The organism is Pirellulales bacterium (assembly GCA_019636335.1).
Classification (GTDB): Bacteria; Planctomycetota; Planctomycetia; order Pirellulales; family JAEUIK01; genus JAHBXR01.
Genome location: JAHBXR010000013.1, coordinates 145,548 through 165,244, shown reverse-complemented (window position 1 = coordinate 165,244; position 19,697 = coordinate 145,548). Strand labels below are relative to the sequence as shown.

14 protein-coding genes are annotated in these 19,697 nt (G+C 63.9%); 7 read left to right on the top strand and 7 right to left on the bottom strand.

Going from position 1 to position 19,697, the window contains the following annotated elements; genetic code table 11:
• Positions 1-155: 155 nt before the first annotated feature.
• Both KF708_14510 and KF708_14505 read right to left on the bottom strand, forming a co-directional pair.
• Entirely contained in the window at positions 156-1,259 is a 1,104-nt protein-coding gene (locus KF708_14510) for an NAD(P)-dependent alcohol dehydrogenase (GenBank protein ID MBX3413900.1), read from the bottom strand.
• A 247-nt stretch (positions 1,260-1,506) separates the two neighbouring features.
• Positions 1,507-1,974 carry a DUF4334 domain-containing protein gene (locus KF708_14505; GenBank protein ID MBX3413899.1) on the bottom strand — a complete coding sequence of 156 codons (468 nt, stop codon included), beginning with the start codon at positions 1,972-1,974 and terminating at the stop codon, positions 1,507-1,509.
• 417 nt (positions 1,975-2,391) lie between these two features.
• On the opposite strand from KF708_14505, the gene KF708_14500 reads away from it, so the two are divergent.
• A complete protein-coding gene (locus KF708_14500; protein ID MBX3413898.1) occupies positions 2,392-2,892 on the top strand; it encodes a hypothetical protein in 501 nt (166 codons plus the stop codon).
• A gap of 287 nt (positions 2,893-3,179) precedes the next feature.
• Here KF708_14500 and KF708_14495 read toward each other — a convergent pair whose 3' ends face one another.
• Positions 3,180-4,655, bottom strand: coding sequence for a carbohydrate porin (locus tag KF708_14495; GenBank protein MBX3413897.1), 1,476 nt, complete (start codon positions 4,653-4,655; stop codon positions 3,180-3,182).
• A 386-nt stretch (positions 4,656-5,041) separates the two neighbouring features.
• Between KF708_14495 and guaD the strand changes: the two genes are divergently transcribed.
• The 3 genes from guaD (at position 5,042) to KF708_14480 (ending at position 8,833) form a co-directional block, all read left to right on the top strand.
• Positions 5,042-6,538 (top strand): guanine deaminase, encoded by a 1,497-nt coding sequence (gene guaD, locus KF708_14490; protein MBX3413896.1) that lies wholly within the window; start codon positions 5,042-5,044, stop codon positions 6,536-6,538.
• Positions 6,539-6,729: 191 nt separating this feature from the next.
• Entirely contained in the window at positions 6,730-7,374 is a 645-nt protein-coding gene (locus tag KF708_14485; protein ID MBX3413895.1) for a hypothetical protein, read from the top strand.
• A gap of 217 nt (positions 7,375-7,591) precedes the next feature.
• The gene (locus KF708_14480) at positions 7,592-8,833 is read left to right on the top strand and encodes a DUF4272 domain-containing protein (protein MBX3413894.1); all 1,242 of its coding nucleotides are present in this window, start codon (positions 7,592-7,594) and stop codon (positions 8,831-8,833) included.
• Between the two features lie 7 nt (positions 8,834-8,840).
• On the opposite strand, the gene KF708_14475 is transcribed toward KF708_14480, so the two are convergent.
• A complete protein-coding gene (locus KF708_14475; GenBank protein ID MBX3413893.1) occupies positions 8,841-9,554 on the bottom strand; it encodes a hypothetical protein in 714 nt (237 codons plus the stop codon).
• 105 nt (positions 9,555-9,659) lie between these two features.
• Here KF708_14475 and KF708_14470 point away from each other — a divergent pair, with 105 nt between their 5' ends.
• Both KF708_14470 and KF708_14465 read left to right on the top strand, forming a co-directional pair.
• The gene (locus KF708_14470) at positions 9,660-10,247 is read left to right on the top strand and encodes a GNAT family N-acetyltransferase (protein ID MBX3413892.1); all 588 of its coding nucleotides are present in this window, start codon (positions 9,660-9,662) and stop codon (positions 10,245-10,247) included.
• Between the two features lie 42 nt (positions 10,248-10,289).
• A complete protein-coding gene (locus tag KF708_14465) occupies positions 10,290-11,318 on the top strand; it encodes an NAD-dependent epimerase (protein ID MBX3413891.1) in 1,029 nt (342 codons plus the stop codon).
• Positions 11,319-11,375: 57 nt separating this feature from the next.
• On the opposite strand, the gene KF708_14460 is transcribed toward KF708_14465, so the two are convergent.
• Positions 11,376-12,764, bottom strand: coding sequence for an MFS transporter (locus tag KF708_14460; GenBank protein MBX3413890.1), 1,389 nt, complete (start codon positions 12,762-12,764; stop codon positions 11,376-11,378).
• Between the two features lie 347 nt (positions 12,765-13,111).
• Between KF708_14460 and ggt the strand changes: the two genes are divergently transcribed.
• The gene (gene ggt, locus KF708_14455; protein ID MBX3413889.1) at positions 13,112-14,833 is read left to right on the top strand and encodes a gamma-glutamyltransferase; all 1,722 of its coding nucleotides are present in this window, start codon (positions 13,112-13,114) and stop codon (positions 14,831-14,833) included.
• Here the strand turns inward: ggt and KF708_14450 are convergent.
• The gene (locus KF708_14450; protein ID MBX3413888.1) at positions 14,780-18,343 is read right to left on the bottom strand and encodes an AAA family ATPase; all 3,564 of its coding nucleotides are present in this window, start codon (positions 18,341-18,343) and stop codon (positions 14,780-14,782) included. The two genes, ggt and KF708_14450, sit on opposite strands and share 54 nt — an antisense overlap.
• A complete protein-coding gene (locus KF708_14445) occupies positions 18,340-19,635 on the bottom strand; it encodes a DNA repair exonuclease (protein ID MBX3413887.1) in 1,296 nt (431 codons plus the stop codon). The genes KF708_14450 and KF708_14445 overlap by 4 nt, the downstream gene beginning before the upstream one ends.
• Between the last annotated feature and the right edge of the window lie 62 nt (positions 19,636-19,697).

The window sequence follows — 19,697 nt, the reverse complement described above, 5'->3', positions numbered from 1 at the left end:
CGCGTTGCGATGAAGGCCGTTTTCGCCTATCCAACCGGTAACATCATGAACACCCTATCGGTCGTACCCGATGAGGGTTATGGACCGTGCTTCGAGTTGAGAATGAATCGTGTTTCGGAGACTCGGCAGGGCGATTGTCCCCCATTCAAAGGGCTTCACCCCATCACCAGCACTGGCTTCAGTGCTGCTCCGCTGGCCAGGTCGGTGGCGGCTTGGTTGATTTCTTGGAAGGCGTACTTGCGGATCAGGCGGTCGAAGGGGAAGCGGCCTTGTTGCCAGAGTTCCAGCAGGGTTGGGATCATGATGTTTGGCACGCATTCGCCTTCGGTCACGCCGCGGATGGTGCGGCCTTGGCCTAGCGTGTTGATGTCGAGCGAGAATTCCGCGCCCGCCTGGGCCAGGCCGAGGGCCGCGCAGGTGCCTGGTGGGGCAAGACAATCGACCGCCTGACGCATCACCTGCGGCGCGGCGGTGGTGTCGATCGTGAAGTTGGCGCCGCGGCCGCCGGTTAGCTTGCGGATCGCGTTTACCGGGTCGCTCGTCGTGTTGTGGATGGTGTGCGTGGCTCCCAGTTCGCGGGCCAGCTCGAGGCGGATTTCGCGGCGGTCGATGGCGATGATCGTGGTGCAGCCGACGAGCTTGGCCGCCATGATGGCCGACAATCCCACGGTGCCGGCGCCGAAGATGGCGATGCTCGCGCCGGGCTTGGGTCGCAGGGCATTCATCACGGTGCCTGCGCCGGTGGGGACGCCGCAGCCGAGGGGTCCCAACAGTTCGAGAGGCAGATCGCGCGGGACGCGGATGGCGTTGCGCTCGTGGGCCAAGGCGTGCGTGGCGAAGGAGGACTGGCCGAAGAAGGAGCCGTGGACCTTTTTCTCGCCGGCGCGGAGCGTGGCGGAGCCGTCCGGGCGGCGGAGGCCGATGTTCAGCCGCAGGAACTGGTCGCAGTAGACCTGCATGCCCGACTGGCAGTTGCCGCACGCGCCGCAGCTCAGCGGCACGAGGACGACGTGATCGCCGACGGCCAGGTTTTTTACTTTTCCCCCCGTGCGTTCCACGATGCCGGCCCCCTCGTGGCCGAGGACGATGGGAAGAGGCAGCGGCAGGTACTGATCGCGGATCGAGAGATCAGTGTGGCAGACGCCCGTGGCCACGATGCGGACGAGCACCTCGTCGTCGCGCGGCTCGTCGAGCTCGAGGGGCTCGAGCGACCAGGGACCACCTTTTTCGCGGACAACGGCGGCGGTAACAGGGGGCATAGTGGTCAGGGGTCAGGGGTCAGGGAGGGATTCCGGCTGGGATGGTTTTCATCCGCAGATTTCGTGGATTTGTTTTTCGTTGTGCCGTGTCGATGGTTGAATCACGTGGTCACCCGTCCTCTTGTTGCTGCGCAACACCGACCATTTTGCGATTCGATGCTGCGCGTCTGTCTGAAGCTTGCTCCGCAAAATGATCGGTGCTACCCGCTACCTGCTTCTTTTTACTGCCCACTGACCACTACCTCTTCTATTCCCGTTCGAGATAGAAGTAAAAGTGCTTGCCGTTATCGAAGACCTGTTCTTTGCCGTCCATGATGCCCATGACGGTGTGGTCGTCGATTTTACGAAAGTGGTCGAAGACGGGCTGACCGTCGTAGACCATGCAGGCTGAAGTCTTGCCGCGAAACTCGATCATCCACAAGCTGGCTTCCCCCTTCATGGCCTGATTCGAGTAGAGTTGGCCTTCGTCATTGCGGCACATCAGCGGCTTGACGTCGAGTCGCGAGTGGAAGGTCTTGCCGTGCCACTGGAGGGCCTTGAGGGCGAGACTCCCCTTGTGGCCCGTCTTGAGCTCGCCCCCCTTCCACGCGCCGAAGAGTTGCTCGCACGAGATGGGCTCGAGCGTGTCGAAGTAGGCGTCGAGCCGCGCCGTGTCGAGGGGACCGGGATCGTCGCGAAATTTTTCGAATTGCGCTCGGGCATCGGCACTGGACATATTCTGCTTCCCTCGCTCGAAGTGTTTCCCCACGGGATATAGCGGGCCTCATTATCGGGGGTGGCGAGAAGCGGTGTCCACTAGCAGGCCGGGAAAGTATTCCTCGGCCTGTGCAGATCGCAGCAGGATGCGATCCCAAAATCGCGACGTCCGTTGTGATTTTGGGAGCCGTGAGCAGCTTTGCTGTGAACTTGGCGAGGGGGAAGAATGCCACGAGGACATTTTTTCCCAGGCTGCTAGCTACGCCAGGGTGCGAGGACTCGCAAGCGCGGTTCGCGCAGGTACCGATCTTCAGGCGTGTTCTTACACCCTGCGGCCAGAAAGTTTTTTTCCGCCCAGGCTGTAAGCCACGGCTTTCGGGCCGGTAGTTCCAGGCGAGGGACAACGACCCAAGACGATCAGCACAAGGAACTGGCCATGTACCTCTCGACCATCACCTTCGTCCACGTCGCCGTCAGTCTGTTCGCGATCGGGGCCGGTTTCGTCGTCGTGCATGGTTTTTTGAAAGGTCGCCGGCTCGATGGATGGAACGCCGCTTTCCTGGGAACCACGATCGCCACGAGTGCCTCGGGCTATCTATTCCCGTTCGAGAAGTTGCTCCCCTCGCACGCCCTGGGAGCGATTTCGCTCGTGGTGCTGGGCGTGGCGGTGTACGCCCGATATGGGCGGCATCTGGCAGGCCGCTGGAGCACGACCTATGTCGTGACGGCGCTGGCCGCATTCTACCTGAACTTTTTCGTGCTGGTGGTGCAATCGTTCTTGAAGGTGCCGGCGCTGCGGGCATTGGCCCCCACGCAGACGGAGGCCCCCTTCGCGGTGGCGCAGCTTGTGGTGCTGGTGGCGTTCGTGGCGATGGGGTACTTCGCGACGAGTCGTCAAGGAATGGAGGCGCGTTTTGCAAGAGGGCAGTTCGATTGAGTGGCTCGATCCACAGAGCGAGAAAACACCGTCGACAATGCGATCATGATCGTGAAGGCAATCCAGAAGAGAAAGACGACAAACGGCCGCACCGTGACCTTGCCGCCACGAAAATAGACAAAGTCCGCGAAGTCTGGGCCGATCTCTCCGAGGCAATAGACAGGAGTCTCTGCGACGCGATACACGGCCGTCATTGTAGGTTGGAGCACATCCGGCAATTTGAGAATGGGTAGTTCTCGAGGCTCGTGACCTATTGTGGCGAATGACCAGCCTGGAATGCCAATGTTCTAGAAGAGCATGATCAGATAGTTCGAAAGGGCAAAGGCCGCCGGCACGTCGTTGCGCACGCCAGGGTTGGGGATATAGGTGAGCGTTGGCTGGTAAATCGCTCCGTCCCAGAGGTTGAACTGGTAGTAGGCCTGCAGCATGAGCTCGTTCGAGCGTAGCTCCTGCGAGCCGTTGCTCGCTGGTGGGCCGGGAAAGAAGAATGACCCGGCGGTGGGCTCATTGTTGAGGAACGCCCAGGCCATGCCGATGCCCTGCGAGTCCTTCGGCCGGCCGCGCACGAGGCCGAAGGCGGTGAAGCCGCAGCCAACGTACTTGCGCACCAGCAGCGCATCGGAGTTGTTCGCACCAAGTTGCATGAAGCCGGAGATGCCGCTGTTGTCGCGGCCCGGATGGCGAAACCAGAGACGTTGCGAGGCGAACATGTAGGCGCCGCCATCGCCGTCGACCTCGTCGCCGCTGGGGGTCGAAAGTTGACCGCTTTGCCCCCAAAGGCCGACGCCGACCTTGCCCGGTTTCTCTAGCGGTCCGCACATCCACGTCGTGCCGATTTCGCCGATGTGGAAGTAATTGCCATTGAAGAGCGGGCCGCGCATCCCCATGTCATGCCCGTGCGCATTGTTGCCGTCGAAGAAGCCGTACGAAATGTACGCGTGCTCCGTCGGCAGCAGTGTCATCGAGATGCCGGTCGAAGAATCGTAGTAGCCGGGCAAGCGGCCGAGCATCGTGGGGTTCACGAAGATTGGCGTGTAGATCAAGCTCGTGACGGCGGGAATGTTGTACGCGGCGTCATGCACCGGCACGCCGGCGAGCACGTTGCCGAAGTCGTACGAGGGGACCGATTTTCCGAGGCGCGTGATGAGCTTGCCGTCGAACCATTCCTGCCGCCACCAGAGCTGATACAGCTCGGTGCGATTCAGCGGCGGCGAGGACTGAATGCCGTCGAAGCCCTGCACCGTTCCGGCGAGCGAATTCGTGGGCTGGCCCGTGAAATCGAGAAACTGCGTGCCGAACGAACAGCCGTGCCATCCCCAGCGTTTTCCGGCGTCGAGCGAGAGGTCGGCCACGATAAGGTTGTTGAGCCCCCATTGCCCCGGCTCGACACCACCGCTGAGAACGCCGCTGGCATCGCCGACCCAGACGCCGCCGAGGCGCAGGCCGGAGTCTTCGCTGAGGCCGAGCAACCGGCCGAGCTTGCCGGTGCCTACGTTGATGTTCACGGCGGCGGGGTTGCCCGACACGCCGAGGTGATAGGGCACTTCGGCACCGGCACGGTCGCGCTCGCTTAGTGGAGCTTGTCGTCCGCCATCGCCACCACCGCGCGGCGCGGATTCGAATTGGAAATCTTCCGCGGCCGGGTTGGTCTCTTCGGCAGCGAGGCGAAAGGTGGAAGGAGGATCATCATTCTGCAATTGGATCTGGGCAGCGTGTTGACTGCTCGCGCGTTCTTCGCCCCAGGCCGCCGTGCTGAATGACAACAGCAGCCCAAGCGTCGCGCTACAGAGTGCGCCACGCGCAAGGTGACCCAAGCGGCACGGTGTGCGGAGTGACCGTAACAAGCGGGTAATGGGGTGAGAGCGACGGGCGGGGGATAGCGGCAACCGCGACCAATAAAACAAGTTGCGCCAGTTATGAGCTTCGACTGGTGGCGCCTTACCCCTTGAAAGATTGGTGCTGCGGGCAATTCGCCAGTTGACGTCTAGCCAATTTATGCACGCTTGTGCGGCCAAAGATTCGGAATCCCTCTCAAGGGGTGTGCTAGTTTTGATTGCTGTCCGCGAGACGATCGTCGCAGACGGCATACGCCATCGCCGGTTCTTCGAGCCGGCCATCTACCGCATACCCCAACCGCACTGGAGCTTTCATGAGCTGCTCCGTCCATGCCATTCGTGGTTCGTTTTTCGACCTCGTGGGCGATCCCTGGAAGCACCTTGGCGCGGAGCATGAGGCTGCCCGATTCATTCGCGATGGTTTGCTGGTCGTCGAGAATGGCCTGATCAAGGACTTCGGTCCCTCTAGCGAGCTCTCGTCGCGCTACCCGGGCATTCCGACCACGGAGATTCGCGGCCGGTTGATCATGCCGGGCTTTATTGACGGACACATTCACTTCCCGCAGACACGTGCCTTGGGTGCGTACGGCGCACAGTTGCTCGGCTGGCTGCAGGAATCGATCTTCCCGGAAGAGGCGAAGTACCAGGATCGCAACTACTCGCGCCATGCGGCCAAGCGCTTCTTCGACGCTCTGTTGGCGGGTGGCACGACGACCGCTCAGGTTTTTACCACGGCTTGCCCGGTGCCGACGGAAGAGCTCTTCGAAGAAGCCACGCGGCGCAACATCCGCGTGATCGCCGGCCTGACCGGTATCGATCGCTTCGCCCCGGAAGGTTCGACGATCACCCCCGAAGATTTCTATCTCGAATCGAAGCGTTTGATCGAGCAGTATCACCGCAAGGGTCGCAACCTGTATGCGATCACGCCGCGCTTCGCCGTGGGTTGCACCACCGAGATGATGGAAAGCTGTCGCCGGCTGAAGGAAGAGTTCAACGACTGCTGGATCAACACCCACATCTCGGAGAATCCCTCGGAGATTCGCACCTGTCACCAGTACTATCCCGAGTGCAGCGATTACACCGCCGTCCATGAGCTGCACGGGCTGTTGGGTCCGAAGTTCACGGCCGGTCACGGCGTGTGGCTCTCGGACGACGAGTTCCGTCGCTTCTCAAAGGCGGGCGCCGCGGTCTCGTTCTGCCCACTCTCGAATCTGTTCTTGGGCTCAGGCCTGTTCCGCATTGGCCGCGCCATGGATCCGCAACATCGTGTGCGCGTGAGCCTGGGGAGCGACGTCGGTGGCGGCAACGCCTTCAGCCTGATTCGCGTCATGGAAGAGGCCTACAAGGTCGGCATGTGCAACAACACGATGCTCGACGGCTCGGTCAATCCGCGCGAGCAGAATTCGGCCGAAGCGGAGCGCAGTAAGCTCAGCTCGTATCGTGCCTTTTACCTGGCCACGCTGGGTGGGGCCGAGTCACTGTACCTGGACGACATCCTGGGCAACTTCAACCCGGGCAAGGAAGCCGACTTCGTCGCGCTCGACTGCAATGCCGGTCAATTGGCGATGGAGTGGCATCAGTCGCTCGTGGCCGAAGCCACCCCGGCTAATGTCCACGAGGCAGCCAAGCTGCTTTTCGGCGTGATGGCCATCGGCGACGATCGCAACATCGACGAGACGTGGATCGCCGGCGAGCGGCTGTACAAGAAGGGCGCTGCGCAGCAACAGGCGAACGGCACCGTGCCGTACGACTTCGGTGTGTTTGATAACGAAGAGTCGTACGTCGGTCCCGCGACGGTCGTCTCGCACTAACAGGCTGCTGAAAAAGGTCCGTCGTGGCCTTTTTCAGCCTCGCGAAGTGCGGAGTTGAACTCCGCACCGCTCGCAAAATAACGACTTCCGTCGCTATTTTGTGATCGCATCCAGGCGATCCTAGCAGGCTGCTGACTTTTTCAGCAGCCTGATAAACCGCAGGTCCTGGCCACAGGACAGAGGAGTTTGCGATGGAAGTTTGTACTGCCCGCGCTTCGGCGGCCGTGGTTCAGCGTGTGCCGCTGTCGGCCATCGAAGGCTTCGTCCAGTGGCAGCGCGGCGTCACGGAAGAAGTTGAGAAGTTTCCCGGCTACGACGGAACGGATATCTATCCACCCATGGGAGGCGGCGAGGGAGATTGGGTCACGCTGCTCCATTTCGAGGATCACGAATCGCTCGAGAAATGGCTCGACTCGCCGGAGCGGGCGCGATGGGTCGAAAAACTGCGCGCCACGGTGGGCGACTTCGAGCTGAAGAAGCTCGAGGGTGGTTTTGCCGAGTGGTTTCGCGGGGCAACGGCCGCCGCGGGCAAGTCGCCCCCCGGCTGGAAGATGGCCCTCACCGTGCTGTTCGGTCTTTATCCGACGGTGATGCTGCTGACGATCTTCGTGACGCCTTACGTCTCGTCGCTGGGAATGGCCTTTTCCATGCTCGTGGGCAATGCGCTGAGCGTGTCGCTGCTGCAATGGTTGATCATGCCGACACTCACTCGGCTGCTCATCCCCTGGCTCGAAGCCGATCCGCAGCGCGGCAGGCTCCTGACGTACGCGGGACTCGTCGGACTCGTCTCGCTGCTGTTTGTCATGGGGTTCTTGTTCCGCCCCGTGACGGGATAGGTTTCGTCAGCTTTTGTGCCGAGCGTTCCTCCTCGGCCAATCGCACGCCATAGATCCTGTCATGTTCTGCGTACTGTATGCGCACAAACGGTGCATAGAAGCTGTGCCCCCGGTGTAAATCCTTTGAAACGCGGAGCTTTGAAACTGGACTTCTGCGTCAGCCTTCGTCACAATCCGACGCGATTTGCGTATGGAGTCCACCACGAGGGGGCAGCCGATGGCCAAAGAGCCGCTGACGATTTTTTCTACCCGGATCGATCCGCGGAGCATCGTCGAGAGCATGCGGCAATATGCCGACGAGATAGAACTGGACGGTGCGCCCGAGGGCTGGCGAACGCTGATTGCTCGTGGTCCACGACGACTGCTGCGCCGCCGGCTCGAATTGACCATTGTCCACGATTCGAACTACTACCTGGGGCCGCGGTGGCCGAATCAGATTGGCGGCTTGTTGCAACACTGTGCGGCACTGGCCGGCGGCGAATTGCGGCCCGAGTTGGGGGAAACGATTCAAAACCTGCGATTCGCCGTGGGGCTGCCGGCGGCGGATCTCGACCTAGCGAGCGACGATCCCCGGCTCGATTGGCTGTTTGCCGTATGCCGTCGCATCGATGGTCTGATCTTTACGCCGACTTCGTTGCGTGATGCCCAAGGTCGCGTGTTTTTCTCGTCTTGTGAGCCAGCGGATCGATCTGCCCGTCTGCCATCGATTTCCGTCGATGACTCCGCACCGGCGATGGCTGACGAGTCGGAGAACGACGAGCCTGCTCCCCCCTCTCCGCAACGAGTCGCGCAGCGTGCGCTCGTTCTTTGTGCTTTGGCGAATCGCGGCTTGATCGAAAATGAATCTGGCTCGAGCAAAGAGTTCGAGGAAGATTGCGAGGCCATGCTCGAATGGCTGGAGGAGCTTGCACTGTTGGAGGAAATCGAGCCCGAGGAACTCGACGTGATGCGATGCCCGCTCGGGGAGATGGATTCGCAAACGATGATTGATGCTATCTGGCGCATCGAAGGGTTGGGCGTATTATTCTGGGCGTTGCACCTGCACGAACTTCCTGCGTACGACGAAACTGTCGTGCCGCTGGAACTGTTTGAAGTGGCCGGCATGTTCGATCCACGACCCGCGCGGCAACTCATCCAGAATGCAAAATTGCGCAGTGCGAACGAACTGGCTGCATATCAGACGCATGCCCTTATGTTCCACTGGCGACTGAGAAACTTCTTCCTGCACCCGGGCCCCGTCGACTTCGTGGAAATGTCCGAGAAAGGCTGGTTTGGTCCTTTCGATATTTCCACCTATCGCATCGTCGGACGCGATCTGGCCATCGGAGAGGTCGGCATCCATGAGGCGAATCCTCAACTGATCAACAAGTGCAATAGTCTTGCCGCAGAGCGCCACCGCGCCATCAATTGGCTCTGCGGCGAAGGCGATCTCTATTCCGAGATCGATACCAGCACGTGAGGGGGCGCTACGCATCGCGGCGGAAGGTCTTTGATCGGGCATGGACGGCGTCTGAGCGGATGTGCCACTCGCGGGGCGTGAAACCTCCGTCGACAAGGCAATCCAAGCCGGCGTGGCGGAACGAGGGGTGCGCGACGAACGAATCGGCGCCGGCGACGAAGGGTAGGATCGTCGTCTGTCCGGCGATCCGGGCGTGGAATTGCTTTTGAGCGCCGTTGGCGGCACGGCTGGCTGGTGGCAGATAAAGCGTTCCCTCCCAGCTCTCTTCGCGAGAGACCGACTCGCGTTCGCTCGAACCCATCCGCGCTTCGATCACGGTGTGGTCGCCGTCGTGGAGCGAAAAGTGTTGCGGGGGCGTCTCGCACAGCTCGATCTGGGCGTGGTGGTAGGGGGTCGAGAACCAGGTCCGCTCCATCGCGGCCAACAGCCGGCGGCTGTTAAAGGCATATGCGAGGTAGACTCCGTCGTCGGTCGCGCCGTCGGGCGAGAGGCTGACTCGCACGGCGATCGACAGCTCGCAGAACTCCAGCCCCAGCCAGCGCAGTCGCGGCACGCTGACGAGCAACTCGGCCTGCCCGGCGTTGATCCAGGGAAACAGCCGCCGCGACCGGAGGTGCTTCGACCAGTATTCGAGATCGCTCGTGCCGACAAGCGTTACTTCGCGCACGTGCTGAATGGTGGCGATGTAGGAGACCTGCTTGGGCGAGGTTTGAACTGGCATAGCGTAGGCGGTTTTCACCAGCGGAGTGGAAGTCGGCACAGCGCCGCAGTGGATCGGCTTAAACTAGTCCTCCGCAGGCGAAGTTGCTAGAACCCTGGATAGCACTTGAGCCACCTATCCTACGGCAGTCCGATGACGACGGCACATCAACATTCCGCGCGCCTGGCGATCATTCCGGCGACGGCCGAGCATCTCGAGCGGTTGATCGAAGGGGAAGCAGCTTTCCACGCCGCTTTCGGCTGGCGCGTGGTCGACGACTACAACGAGTTTCCCGAGGCGTTGGTCTTCTCGCTCAACCATCTCAAGGCCCGACAGGTCGAGGCCCGCTGGTGGACGCAGCTTTTCATCCTGACCGAGACGGCCGAGTTGGTCGGCCTGGGGGGCTACAAGGGCGCCCCGGTCGAGGGCGTCGTCGAGATCGGTTATGCGATTGCCCCCCAATACCGCGAACAGGGGCTGGCGACCGAGGCGGCCCGCGTGCTCATCGCTCGGGCCTTCGCCGAACCGGTGGTGTCGCGCGTCATCGCGCATACCCTGGCCGAGCCGAACGCCTCGAACCGGTTGCTGCAACGCTGTGGGCTCAAACTGGCGGGGGAGATCGTTGATCCCGACGACGGACCGATCTGGCGCTGGGAGATCGATCGGGCAGCCTATAATGGGCTTACCCCCACGCCCGGCCGCAAGGCGAAGTAACCCAGCGCCGCGCCGCGTGCAGGAAATTGACACGCCCGAACCATGCGTATTCTTGTGACCGGCGCCGCCGGATTCATCGGCTTTCATCTCGCGCGGCGTTTGCTCGCGCGCGGCGAGGTGGTGATCGGGCTCGACAATCTCAATCCCTACTACGACGTGCGGTTGAAGGAAGACCGCCTCGCGCAACTTGCGGCGCACGCGGTGTTCGAGTTTCATCGGCTCGACCTGGCCGATCGAGCCGGGATGGAGGATCTGTTTGCCACCGCCAAGATCGAACGCGTCGTCCACCTGGCGGCGCAGGCGGGCGTGCGGCACTCGATCGATCACCCGCACGACTACGTCGAAAGCAACCTTACCGGTTTTCTGCACGTGCTCGAGGGCTGCCGCCGGGCTCGGGTCGAACACCTGGTCTACGCCTCGTCGAGCTCGGTCTACGGCGCGAATACCAAGCTGCCTTACTCGCCGCACGATCGGGTCGATCATCCCGTCAGCCTGTATTCGGCCACGAAACGAGCCAACGAGTTGATGGCCCACTCTTACAGCCATCTCTACCGCATTCCCACGACGGGCCTGCGTTTCTTCACGGTGTATGGTCCCTGGGGAAGGCCCGACATGGCGCTGTTCAGCTTCACGGCGGCCATTCTGGCCGGCCGGCCAATCGAGCTGTTCAACGCGGGACAGATGCGGCGCGACCTCACCTACATCGACGACGCGGTCGAGGCCGTGGCCCGCGTGCTCGACCGGCCAGCCACGCCGGCGGTCGATTGGAATAGCGCGGCGCCCGACCCCGCCACGAGCCACGCGCCTTTTCGACTGTACAACGTGGGCAATCGCCATCCGATCGAATTGCCGGAGATCGTGGCCACGCTCGAAGCGAATCTTGGCCGTCAGGCGATCGTCAAGCTGGCTCCCGCGGCGGCGGGGGACGTGATGGCTACCTGCGCCGATGTCGAGTCGCTGGCGACTGATCTGGGCTACCGGCCGGGTACGCCCTTTGCAGAAGGGGTGCGGCGCTTCGTCGAGTGGTACGTGGAGTATTACCGCGACGGCATTGGCCGCCGAGAAAGTTGAACAGGAGAGCAGGAGATCGACTGACGAACTGGAGCCCAACTCGGCCCGGAGCGCGCCTTACGCCGCCCGCCGCATGGGGGCTGGTTCTTGCCACTCGTGCGCGTCGTTCGCTGGCTGGGGCACGCTGCCCGCCACGATGATTTCTCCACTCTCTTTGACCGCGCTGCTCGTCAGAATCGGGCGTTCGATGGTGCCGGCCGCGGGGCGCACGGCAATCGTGCGGGTGAGCAGGGGCACGAATTCGAGCTTGATCTCGCGGGCGAACGCGAGGACGCCGAGCGCCACGACACGTGCCAGGCCCGACGCGGCGAAGACCATGTAGAACGCCCAGCGAGATTCGCCCATCAGGTGCAACAGGGCACCGCCGGCGAGGGAGCCGACGACCATGGCCAGCGCGTTCCCCACGTTGAACAACGTCAGCACGCTCGTCCGTTCGCGTTCGTGAATGGTTTCGAAGAAGAGGAGCATCATGGCCAGCTCGTAGGCTGCCCAGGCGAAGCCGCCGAAGACCTGCACGAAGGCGAGGAAGTAGAACGAATCGGAGACGAGCCACATGGCCGAGACGGGAATGATGCCGATTCCACCCAGCCAGAGCACGCGCCACGTGCCTGCGTTGCGCGCCAATCGCCCGAGCGTCGGCAGGGCCACGATTTTCGCCAGATAGGCCAGGCCCAGGAGCGCCACGTAGGCGGCGTAGCTCATCTTCAGTTCGCGAATCATGAAGGGGGTGAAGAAGGGGCCGGAGATCTGCACCGCTACCTGCACGCTGAGCAGATAGAGCAAGAGGGCCCCGTCCCCCCCGCGGCGGATGCGCCCCAACAGCTCGAGCGGGCCGACGTAGCGTTCGGCGGCAATGCTGGATTTCGGTTCGCTTTGCGAAGCCAGGCAATATGATGAAATCGAGCGACTCAACAGGGCCACGCCGAACAAGATGGCAAACGCAGTCAGGGGATCGCCTTGCGCGGTACCTGCCTGCAGCAACAATCCGCCAGCGAGAAAGCCCACGAGAACCCCCGCCTGGCTGAAGCGCGTGCGTCGCGCGAAGAACGGAGCGCGCAAGCGGGCCGGAATGATGCGCCCCACCCAGGTATTCCAGGCCGGCCCCGTCGCGAGCCCGGTGGCCCAGTAGATGGTGGCCACGCCGTAGACGAGCCAGGTGGGAATTCGATGCAGGTAGGCCGCGGTGACCAGTGGTGCAAAGCAGAGCGCCTGGCAGGCGGCACAGGCCACGACCCAGCGGCGGTGCGAACCGAGCATGCGTACGCCCGCTGGCGCCATCAGTTGCAAGATGGCGCCGCCGAGCATCGGTAGCGAGGCAACCAGGCCGGCCAGGACGCTCCCCATGCCGGCAGCCAGGGCGAACGCCGGCAGGTAGGTTTCGCCGATGCCGACCATGACGCTGAACGCAGCGCCGTCGCAGACGATGGCTCGCAGATCGCGGCGCAAGGGGCGCCGCTTCCGCGGCCGAACAGGCGCGTCGACCGCTTCCACGGCGCGCGCAGCGCATGCCAGAGACACGCTAAGGTGACCGGCCCGACAGCCGGCTCCGAACGCTGTGAGCTGTTTGAGGAGGGGGGATCATAGCGACGGGACCCGATTCGGCCAAGGTGCTTTTTGTGCCGGGAAAACGGGTGGTTTTCGCCGCGAATTCCGCGCTCGCACGGCAGGAGTGCCAATGCCTGCCAGGCAAGAATTCACTGCCGTCACTCGATGCTGGCAGGCCGCGCTCTCGGCTATGATGGGCTCCGCGAGAGCCGCGTCGCGCGCGGCCGCCAGTGCAATGAGGACAACGCATGACACCGAAGTTCGAACGACTGACGCACGGGCGACGACGCGGAATCGTCTGGCTCGTCCTGCTCGTCTGCTTGCCCACGGCCGCCACTCGGGCGACGGCAGACGACCGTAAGATCTCGGTACCGCACGCCGCGGTGGTTTCGGTCTGTCGGCAGGGCAACGAGGCGGGCGTGGCGACGCTCCACGCAGGGGGTAACGCCGTCGATGCCGCCGTGGCGACTGCTTTTGCCCTGGCCGTTACATATCCGCCGGCGGGCAACATCGGCGGCGGCGGGTTCATGATCGTGCATCCCGGCGGGGGCGAGCCTCCGCTGTGCATCGACTATCGAGAAACAGCACCGGCCGCGGCGACGCCGACGATGTTCGGTCTCGATGCCGATCGCCATACGCACCTGCAAGTAGGCGTTCCCGGCACGGTGCGCGGACTGGCGCTTGCGCATCAGCGGTTCGGCAAACTTCCTTGGAAGAAGTTGCTGGAACCGGCGATTCGTCTGGCTGCTAAAGGTTTTGAAGTTCGTGAGCATCTGGCCGCCGATCTGAACGACGTATTGGCCGACGCGCCGCACGAAAGCGAATTCCAGCGAGTCTTTGCCGCGCCGCGCGCGGGGGGCACGTGGCAGGCCGGCGATCGCTTGGTGCAACCAGAATTGGCGTTGACGCTCCTCCGCATCGCACAACACGGTCCCGAGGAGTTTTACACGGGCGAAACGGCGCGACTGCTCGTCGAAGAAATGAAGGCCGGTGGTGGAATCATCGCTCCCCAAGACCTTGCGGCTTACAAAGCCGAAGCGCGCACGCCGATCCACGGCACCTATCGGGGTTACGACATCTACGGCGCGCCGCCCCCCAGTTCTGGCGGCACTTGTCTCGTCGAAATGCTAAACGTGCTCGAGACATTCGATCTCCGCTCGCGCGGCCGTTGGTCGCCCGAGACGGTACACCTGACGATCGAGGCCATGCGGCGTGCCTATCTCGATCGCGCGCGGTGGATCGGCGATCCGGCCTTTACGGATGTGCCCGCACGGCTCACCACAAAAGAATATGCCCGGAAGTTGGCCGCCACGATCGATCTGGCACACGCGACGCCGAGCGATTCGTTGGCCGGCGCGATTCCTCTGGCGGCAGAAAGCCCACACACGACGCATTTTTCCGTCGTCGACGCGCAGGGCATGGCGGTGGCGAATACCTACACGCTCGAAGAGAGTTGGGGATCACAAATCGTCGTGCGCGGAGCGGGCTTTTTGCTCAACAACGAAATGGGAGACTTCAATCCCCTGCCCGGCCACACCGATCGGCGCGGCAACATCGGCACGCCGGCGAACGTCATTGCGCCGGGCAAGCGCATGCTCAGTTCGCAGTGCCCCGTGGTGGTTGCTCGCGACGGAAAGGCCGTGCTGGTCACTGGCTCTCCGGGTGGCCGCACGATCATCAACACGGTGCTGTGCGTGTTGCTCGGCGTGCTCGAGTTCGATGAGGACTTGCACACCGCAATCGAGGCCCCGCGTTTGCACCATCAGTGGCTGCCCGATCGCGTGTCGTTCGAGGGAGTCGACGCGGAGAAGTTTGCGCCGCTCGTGGCGGAACTACAGCGAATGGGGCATCGCGTGCGGCAGCCTGCTTATGTACAAGGGGACGCCCACTCGATCTGGATCGATCCGAAGACGGGCCTAAAACAGGGTGTCGCCGATCGACGAATCGACGGCCACGCGGCCGGATTTTGAGGACGTGCCATTCGGCTTGCTGCGCGGTTTGCTGTTCGTATCGGCGCCGTCGTCTGGCGCGGCATTGGCCGGCGGATCGACGAACGAGAGCAGTTGATCGATCCGCGCGGGGCTGATGCGTCCCTCGTTCAGATCGTGCATGACGGCGCTGAGTGTCTCGAGACGAATCTCATCGCGCGTCAACGTGGTGCGCTCGTCGAGATAGCCGGCGGCAAGAAAATGCTCGCGCAAAACTCCCAAAGTGGCCCCGCGGAAGCCGCGAATCGCCTTGCCTTCGAGCGCCGCAAGCAGGGCCCGGGCGTCGCCTTGCACTTGCTCGGAGAGTGCGACCATGTCGTCGAAAAACTTCGTCTCGGCGCCCGACTCGAGCAGTGCCGCGCGATCGACCCGTTTGCCTTGCCCGACGCGGCGCAGCTCGGCCATGCGATCGAGCGCGCGAGCGGCCGCTTCGGCCCGGGCGAAATCGAAGTTTCTCACCGCGGGTCGGGGGCCGCCGAGCCGGTGCAAGGTCTCGAGTTGCCCCCAGTTGTTGATGCCCAGCTCGAGCAGGTCGTGAACGGCGAGCGGATCGTCGCAGACGTACCAGACATGCGCGGCGTTGGCCGGCTGGCGATAGTCGAAGGCGGGCACTTCGAGCAGTTTTCCGTACCGCGCATGATCGACTCCCTCGGCCGATGGCAGCTCGACGGTCGGCGCCGGCAACGGGTCCAATCGTCCGAGTCGTTCGGCCTCGGAAAAGTCGCGGCAGGCGGCCAGATCGAGCACCTGGTGGGGGACGTCCCCCGCGGCCGCCAGCACCTCGCGCCACTTGCGCACTTCGTCGACCTGCGCGGTGAAGTAGAACAACTGGCGGCCTTCGCGGCAGATCGTGAGTGCCGCGTCGATGATCTCGCTGGCCCGGCGCTCGTCGCTGTTGCCGAGCGTTTCGTCGAGTAAGAGAGGGAGCTTGGGGCCTTGCTCCTGACTTTCGACGAAAGCGACGCGTACGGCCAGCAGCAACTGCAGCCGCGTGCCGCTCGAGAGTTCGTCGAGCGCACGGCCCAAGCCGTTCGACGTATCGATCGCGCGGAAGCAGGGGGGCTCGCCATCGTCGAGTTCGAGCTGATAGCGGCCGTGCGTGATCTTTGAGAACAGTTGTCTCGCGCGGCGGAAGACGGCGGGGCGATCGCGTTCGCGGCTCTGCCGACTGACCTGCGCGGCGAGCAAATCGCCGACGATGGCGCGGCCGACTCGCTGCCGCTGCTCGCGCAGCTCGTCGGCCAGGGTGGTTTCTTGTGCCAGCAACTGCTCAACGTCGGACTTCTTTTTCGCGGCCTCGACTTCCTGGCGAATGCGGCCAATCTCCTCGCTCAACTGCCGTGCTTGCTCGGCGGCCTCGCCGGCACGAGACAGTTCGGCGGCCAATTCGTGCGGAGTGCGATCTTTCAAGCCCGGCTCCGCGGCGAGCGCGGCATCCGCCAGATCGCGTGCGGTTTCCGCGAGACGGCACTCTTCGCAGGCTGCCACGTAAGCGTCATACCGCTCGATGAGAGGCACGAGCTCGCATTCGTCCTCGAGCCCCAGGCCCGCGAGCCATTCGCGGTATTCGCGTTGGGCGCGCTCGAGCTCTCCCTGATTCGACTCCGTGGTGGCGGCCGCCTCGCGAAAGGCTGCGGCCGCTTGCTGAAACTGATCGTGCCGGCCCGAGAGGTGATCGATGGCTCCGCCGGCATCGGCCCGCTGGCGTACCTCGTAGCCGAAGGTCGCCAGTTCCTGGGCGAGCAAGCTTCGTCGCTCGGCCGTATCCTGCTCGAGCGTGTCGATGGCCGCGGTCAGGGCCCGCACCTCGGCATGGGCCCGTTGCCAGCGGATCAGGTGATCGACCCAAACCGACGCGATGAGCTCGTCTTGCTCGGCGAGCTGCCAGCGTGCGAAGAGCTGCGTGCGCGAGGCCGCGAGCGCTTGCTGCTCTTGTGCAAGGCGAGTCAGCTCAGGTTCGAGCTCGCGGCGGCGCAGGGCACGCTCTGCTTCGAGTCGAGCGCGCGACCAGCGTCGGGCCAGCTCGGCGGCGAATGTTCGCACCGCCTCGCTCGACCAGGACGAGGGGGCGCCGAGGCCGAGTCGCTGAAACTCGACAACGTCCTCCTCCACGCGATGCCCTGCCCGCTCTGGCCCCTTCCACAGCCATGCCACGGCGACGAATGCCGCGCCGACGAAGGCTCCCAGCAACCACGCCAAGTGGTGGATGCCGGCCGCCAGCAGCGACATGAGCAGGACGACCGCGCCGGCCGCCGTGGCGATCCAGCGGAGAGGCGACTGATCGACGTCGGGGCCGTCGGCGGCGGCCAGCCAGCGATGCAGATGGTCGAGCCCCGTGCGCAGGACATCGGGATCTCCAGCATCGCGATCGGGGACAAGTCGATCGCGCTCCGCCCTGGCGGCCGCGTAGCGCGCACGGTGATCTTCGAGGCGTCGGGCCAGCTTTAACAACTCTTCGAGCGCCGAGGGATCGAGCTCGCTCAGGGGGGCGCCGGAGGACTCATCGCCGAACCAGGCCCGTGCGTCGTCCGCCAGGCACCTGGCCCGCGACCGTTCGTTCGTCTGCCGCGCACGTTCGGCTTCGGCCGTTTCCAGCTCGTCGAAGAGCGTTCGTAGCCGGGCGATCGTGCCGGCCGGCAAGCCCGACTCGCCCAAGCCGCACGCATCGCGGCGGAGGCGGGCTTGTTCGCTCTGCCGTTGTGCGTCGCGGAGTTGTTCGGCAGCCCGCTCGAGTCTGGTTTGAAATCGGCCGAGCCGCTCGCGCTCGTCCCCCCGCAGGCGCGACATCGAGGGGGGAAACTCCTCGAGCCGGCTGCGGGCCGCGGCGGCGCGCGTCTGAGTCTCGGTGAAACGCAGCGCCTGTTTGACCAGGTCCGCCATGCGGAGCGTGGCATCGGCCTCCTCGCGGCGCCGTTCCAGCTCGGTCAGCGTGTCGTAACGCTGTTGCAGCTCGAATTGCTCGGCATGGGCTTGCCGCAACGAGGCGCTGCATTGCCGCAGCGCGGTCAGCTCCTTGCTCGTCTTGGGGATCTGCGGCCTGAAGTTCAACGCTTCGCTGGCGGCGCGCAGGTCGTATCCGCCGGCCGATTCGCGCGCGATCTGTTGGGCGAAGCCGCGGTTTTCGTCCGACAGCAGCTCGTGTAGCGCCAGCAAGTAGCGGTCTCGCGAGTCCGCGGGGGAGATCAGCGGCGGATCGGCGTCGGCGCCCTCGCATTGATGCCGCACGTAGCCGGCGTCGAATTCGATCGTGCGGTTCTGCCCGTCGACAAGGAGTTCGCCGATCAGTGACGTCGCCCGAATTTCCTGCGGCAGGGCAGCCTCCTGCGGCCACAGTAAGCGTCGGATCGCGCGGGCAAAAGTCGATTTGCCCGAGGCATTGGGCCCAAACACGATATTCACGCCGGGGGACAACTGCTCGACGCGAAAGCCTGCCTCGGCAAAGCCGGGCGCGCGGCGAACTTGCAGGGCGGTGAAGGCGAACTTCGGGCTCATGCGGGCTCCTTCTGGGCCAGGAGCTCGTCGAGCAGCGCTGCCGCCGCTTCGTGCAAAACGCGACGTGCCACGACCCCGTCCGGCGGCGCGTCGCTGGCGATCGGCTCGTAGGCCGACGCATGGTGGGCTTCGAGCAGACGTCGTTGCGCGGCGCCGGTCAGATGCTCGATGTCCGTGCTCGCCGTCCCGCTCTGCAGGTCGAGGATCAAGCGGGCCAGCATGCCGGGAGCGTCTTGCGCCCGGGCGAGCTCGTGCAGGTCGACAGCGGGGAGCGTCTCGTAGAAAAGTTTTTCGACCTGGGCGTGGACCCTGTCGTGACTGGGTCGAAAGTCGGCGAGTTGCCCGGCCAACTCTCGCGACAAACGATGGTGCAACGGCGTGCGTCCCACGAGCTTCAGCCGCAGCGAAAGCAATTCGAGCGCGCCGCCATCGCAAGCCATCTCGGCGAGCATGCCTCGCACCGCCACGCCGATGGCCGTTTGCACCTCGGCTAGTTCGAGCGCGCCGGTGACGTCGACGTCGAGTTCCTCGTAGCGGATCAACGAGAGGGGGATCTGCCGCGCGCTGCGCAGCCTGTTGCCCGCCACTTCGAGCAGCCAGGGGCCATGCTGGCCCGCTTCGCCAGGATCGAGCGCCTGCGGCGAGCCGGGATAGAGTACCGCCGGGCCACGGGCAGAAGGCTCGTACAGGGGACGGTGTACGTGCCCCAACAAGCAGGCGGCGACCGGGAGCGCCGCCAACTCCCGTCGCGTGAGGGGGGCATAGCGACTGGCGGCGACGTCGAGATCGCCATGCAGCAGCACGATGGTCGACGCGGCTTGATTCGTGGAAGCGTGCGTCTCGGCGAGCGCGGTGTAACTGGCCAACGGGCTCTCGACGAAATGCTCGCTCGGAAACGACCACCCCTGCACGCGGAGCAACTCGCCGGCACGCTCGAGCTGCAACTCTTGCCAGACGCCGCCCCGTCCGAGTAGGTGAAAACGCTCGCTGGCGAGCGTATCGACGAGCCTCGGCAGGACGTCGAAATCGTGGTTGCCCGAGACGGCTACCACGTCGATGCCGGCTTCGACGAGCCGTTTCAGCCCCCGTTCGAGCGGGCCGAGCGCCTCGAAGTAGCGATTCGCGCGGTCGACGACGTCACCCGTCAGCGCCACGACGCCAACGTGCGCGTCGATGGCCCAGGCGATCATCGCTTCCCACACGGTGGCGGGGGTCTGACGCCTCGTCTGGTCCTCGGGCACTTTGCTCGAGCGCCGTCCGAGGTGCAGATCGCCCGTACAAAGAATCTTCATGCTTGCGCCGTGCGGACATGCTCCTGGTCCGCCTCCTGGCCGGTGTGTCTCGTGCTGGATGA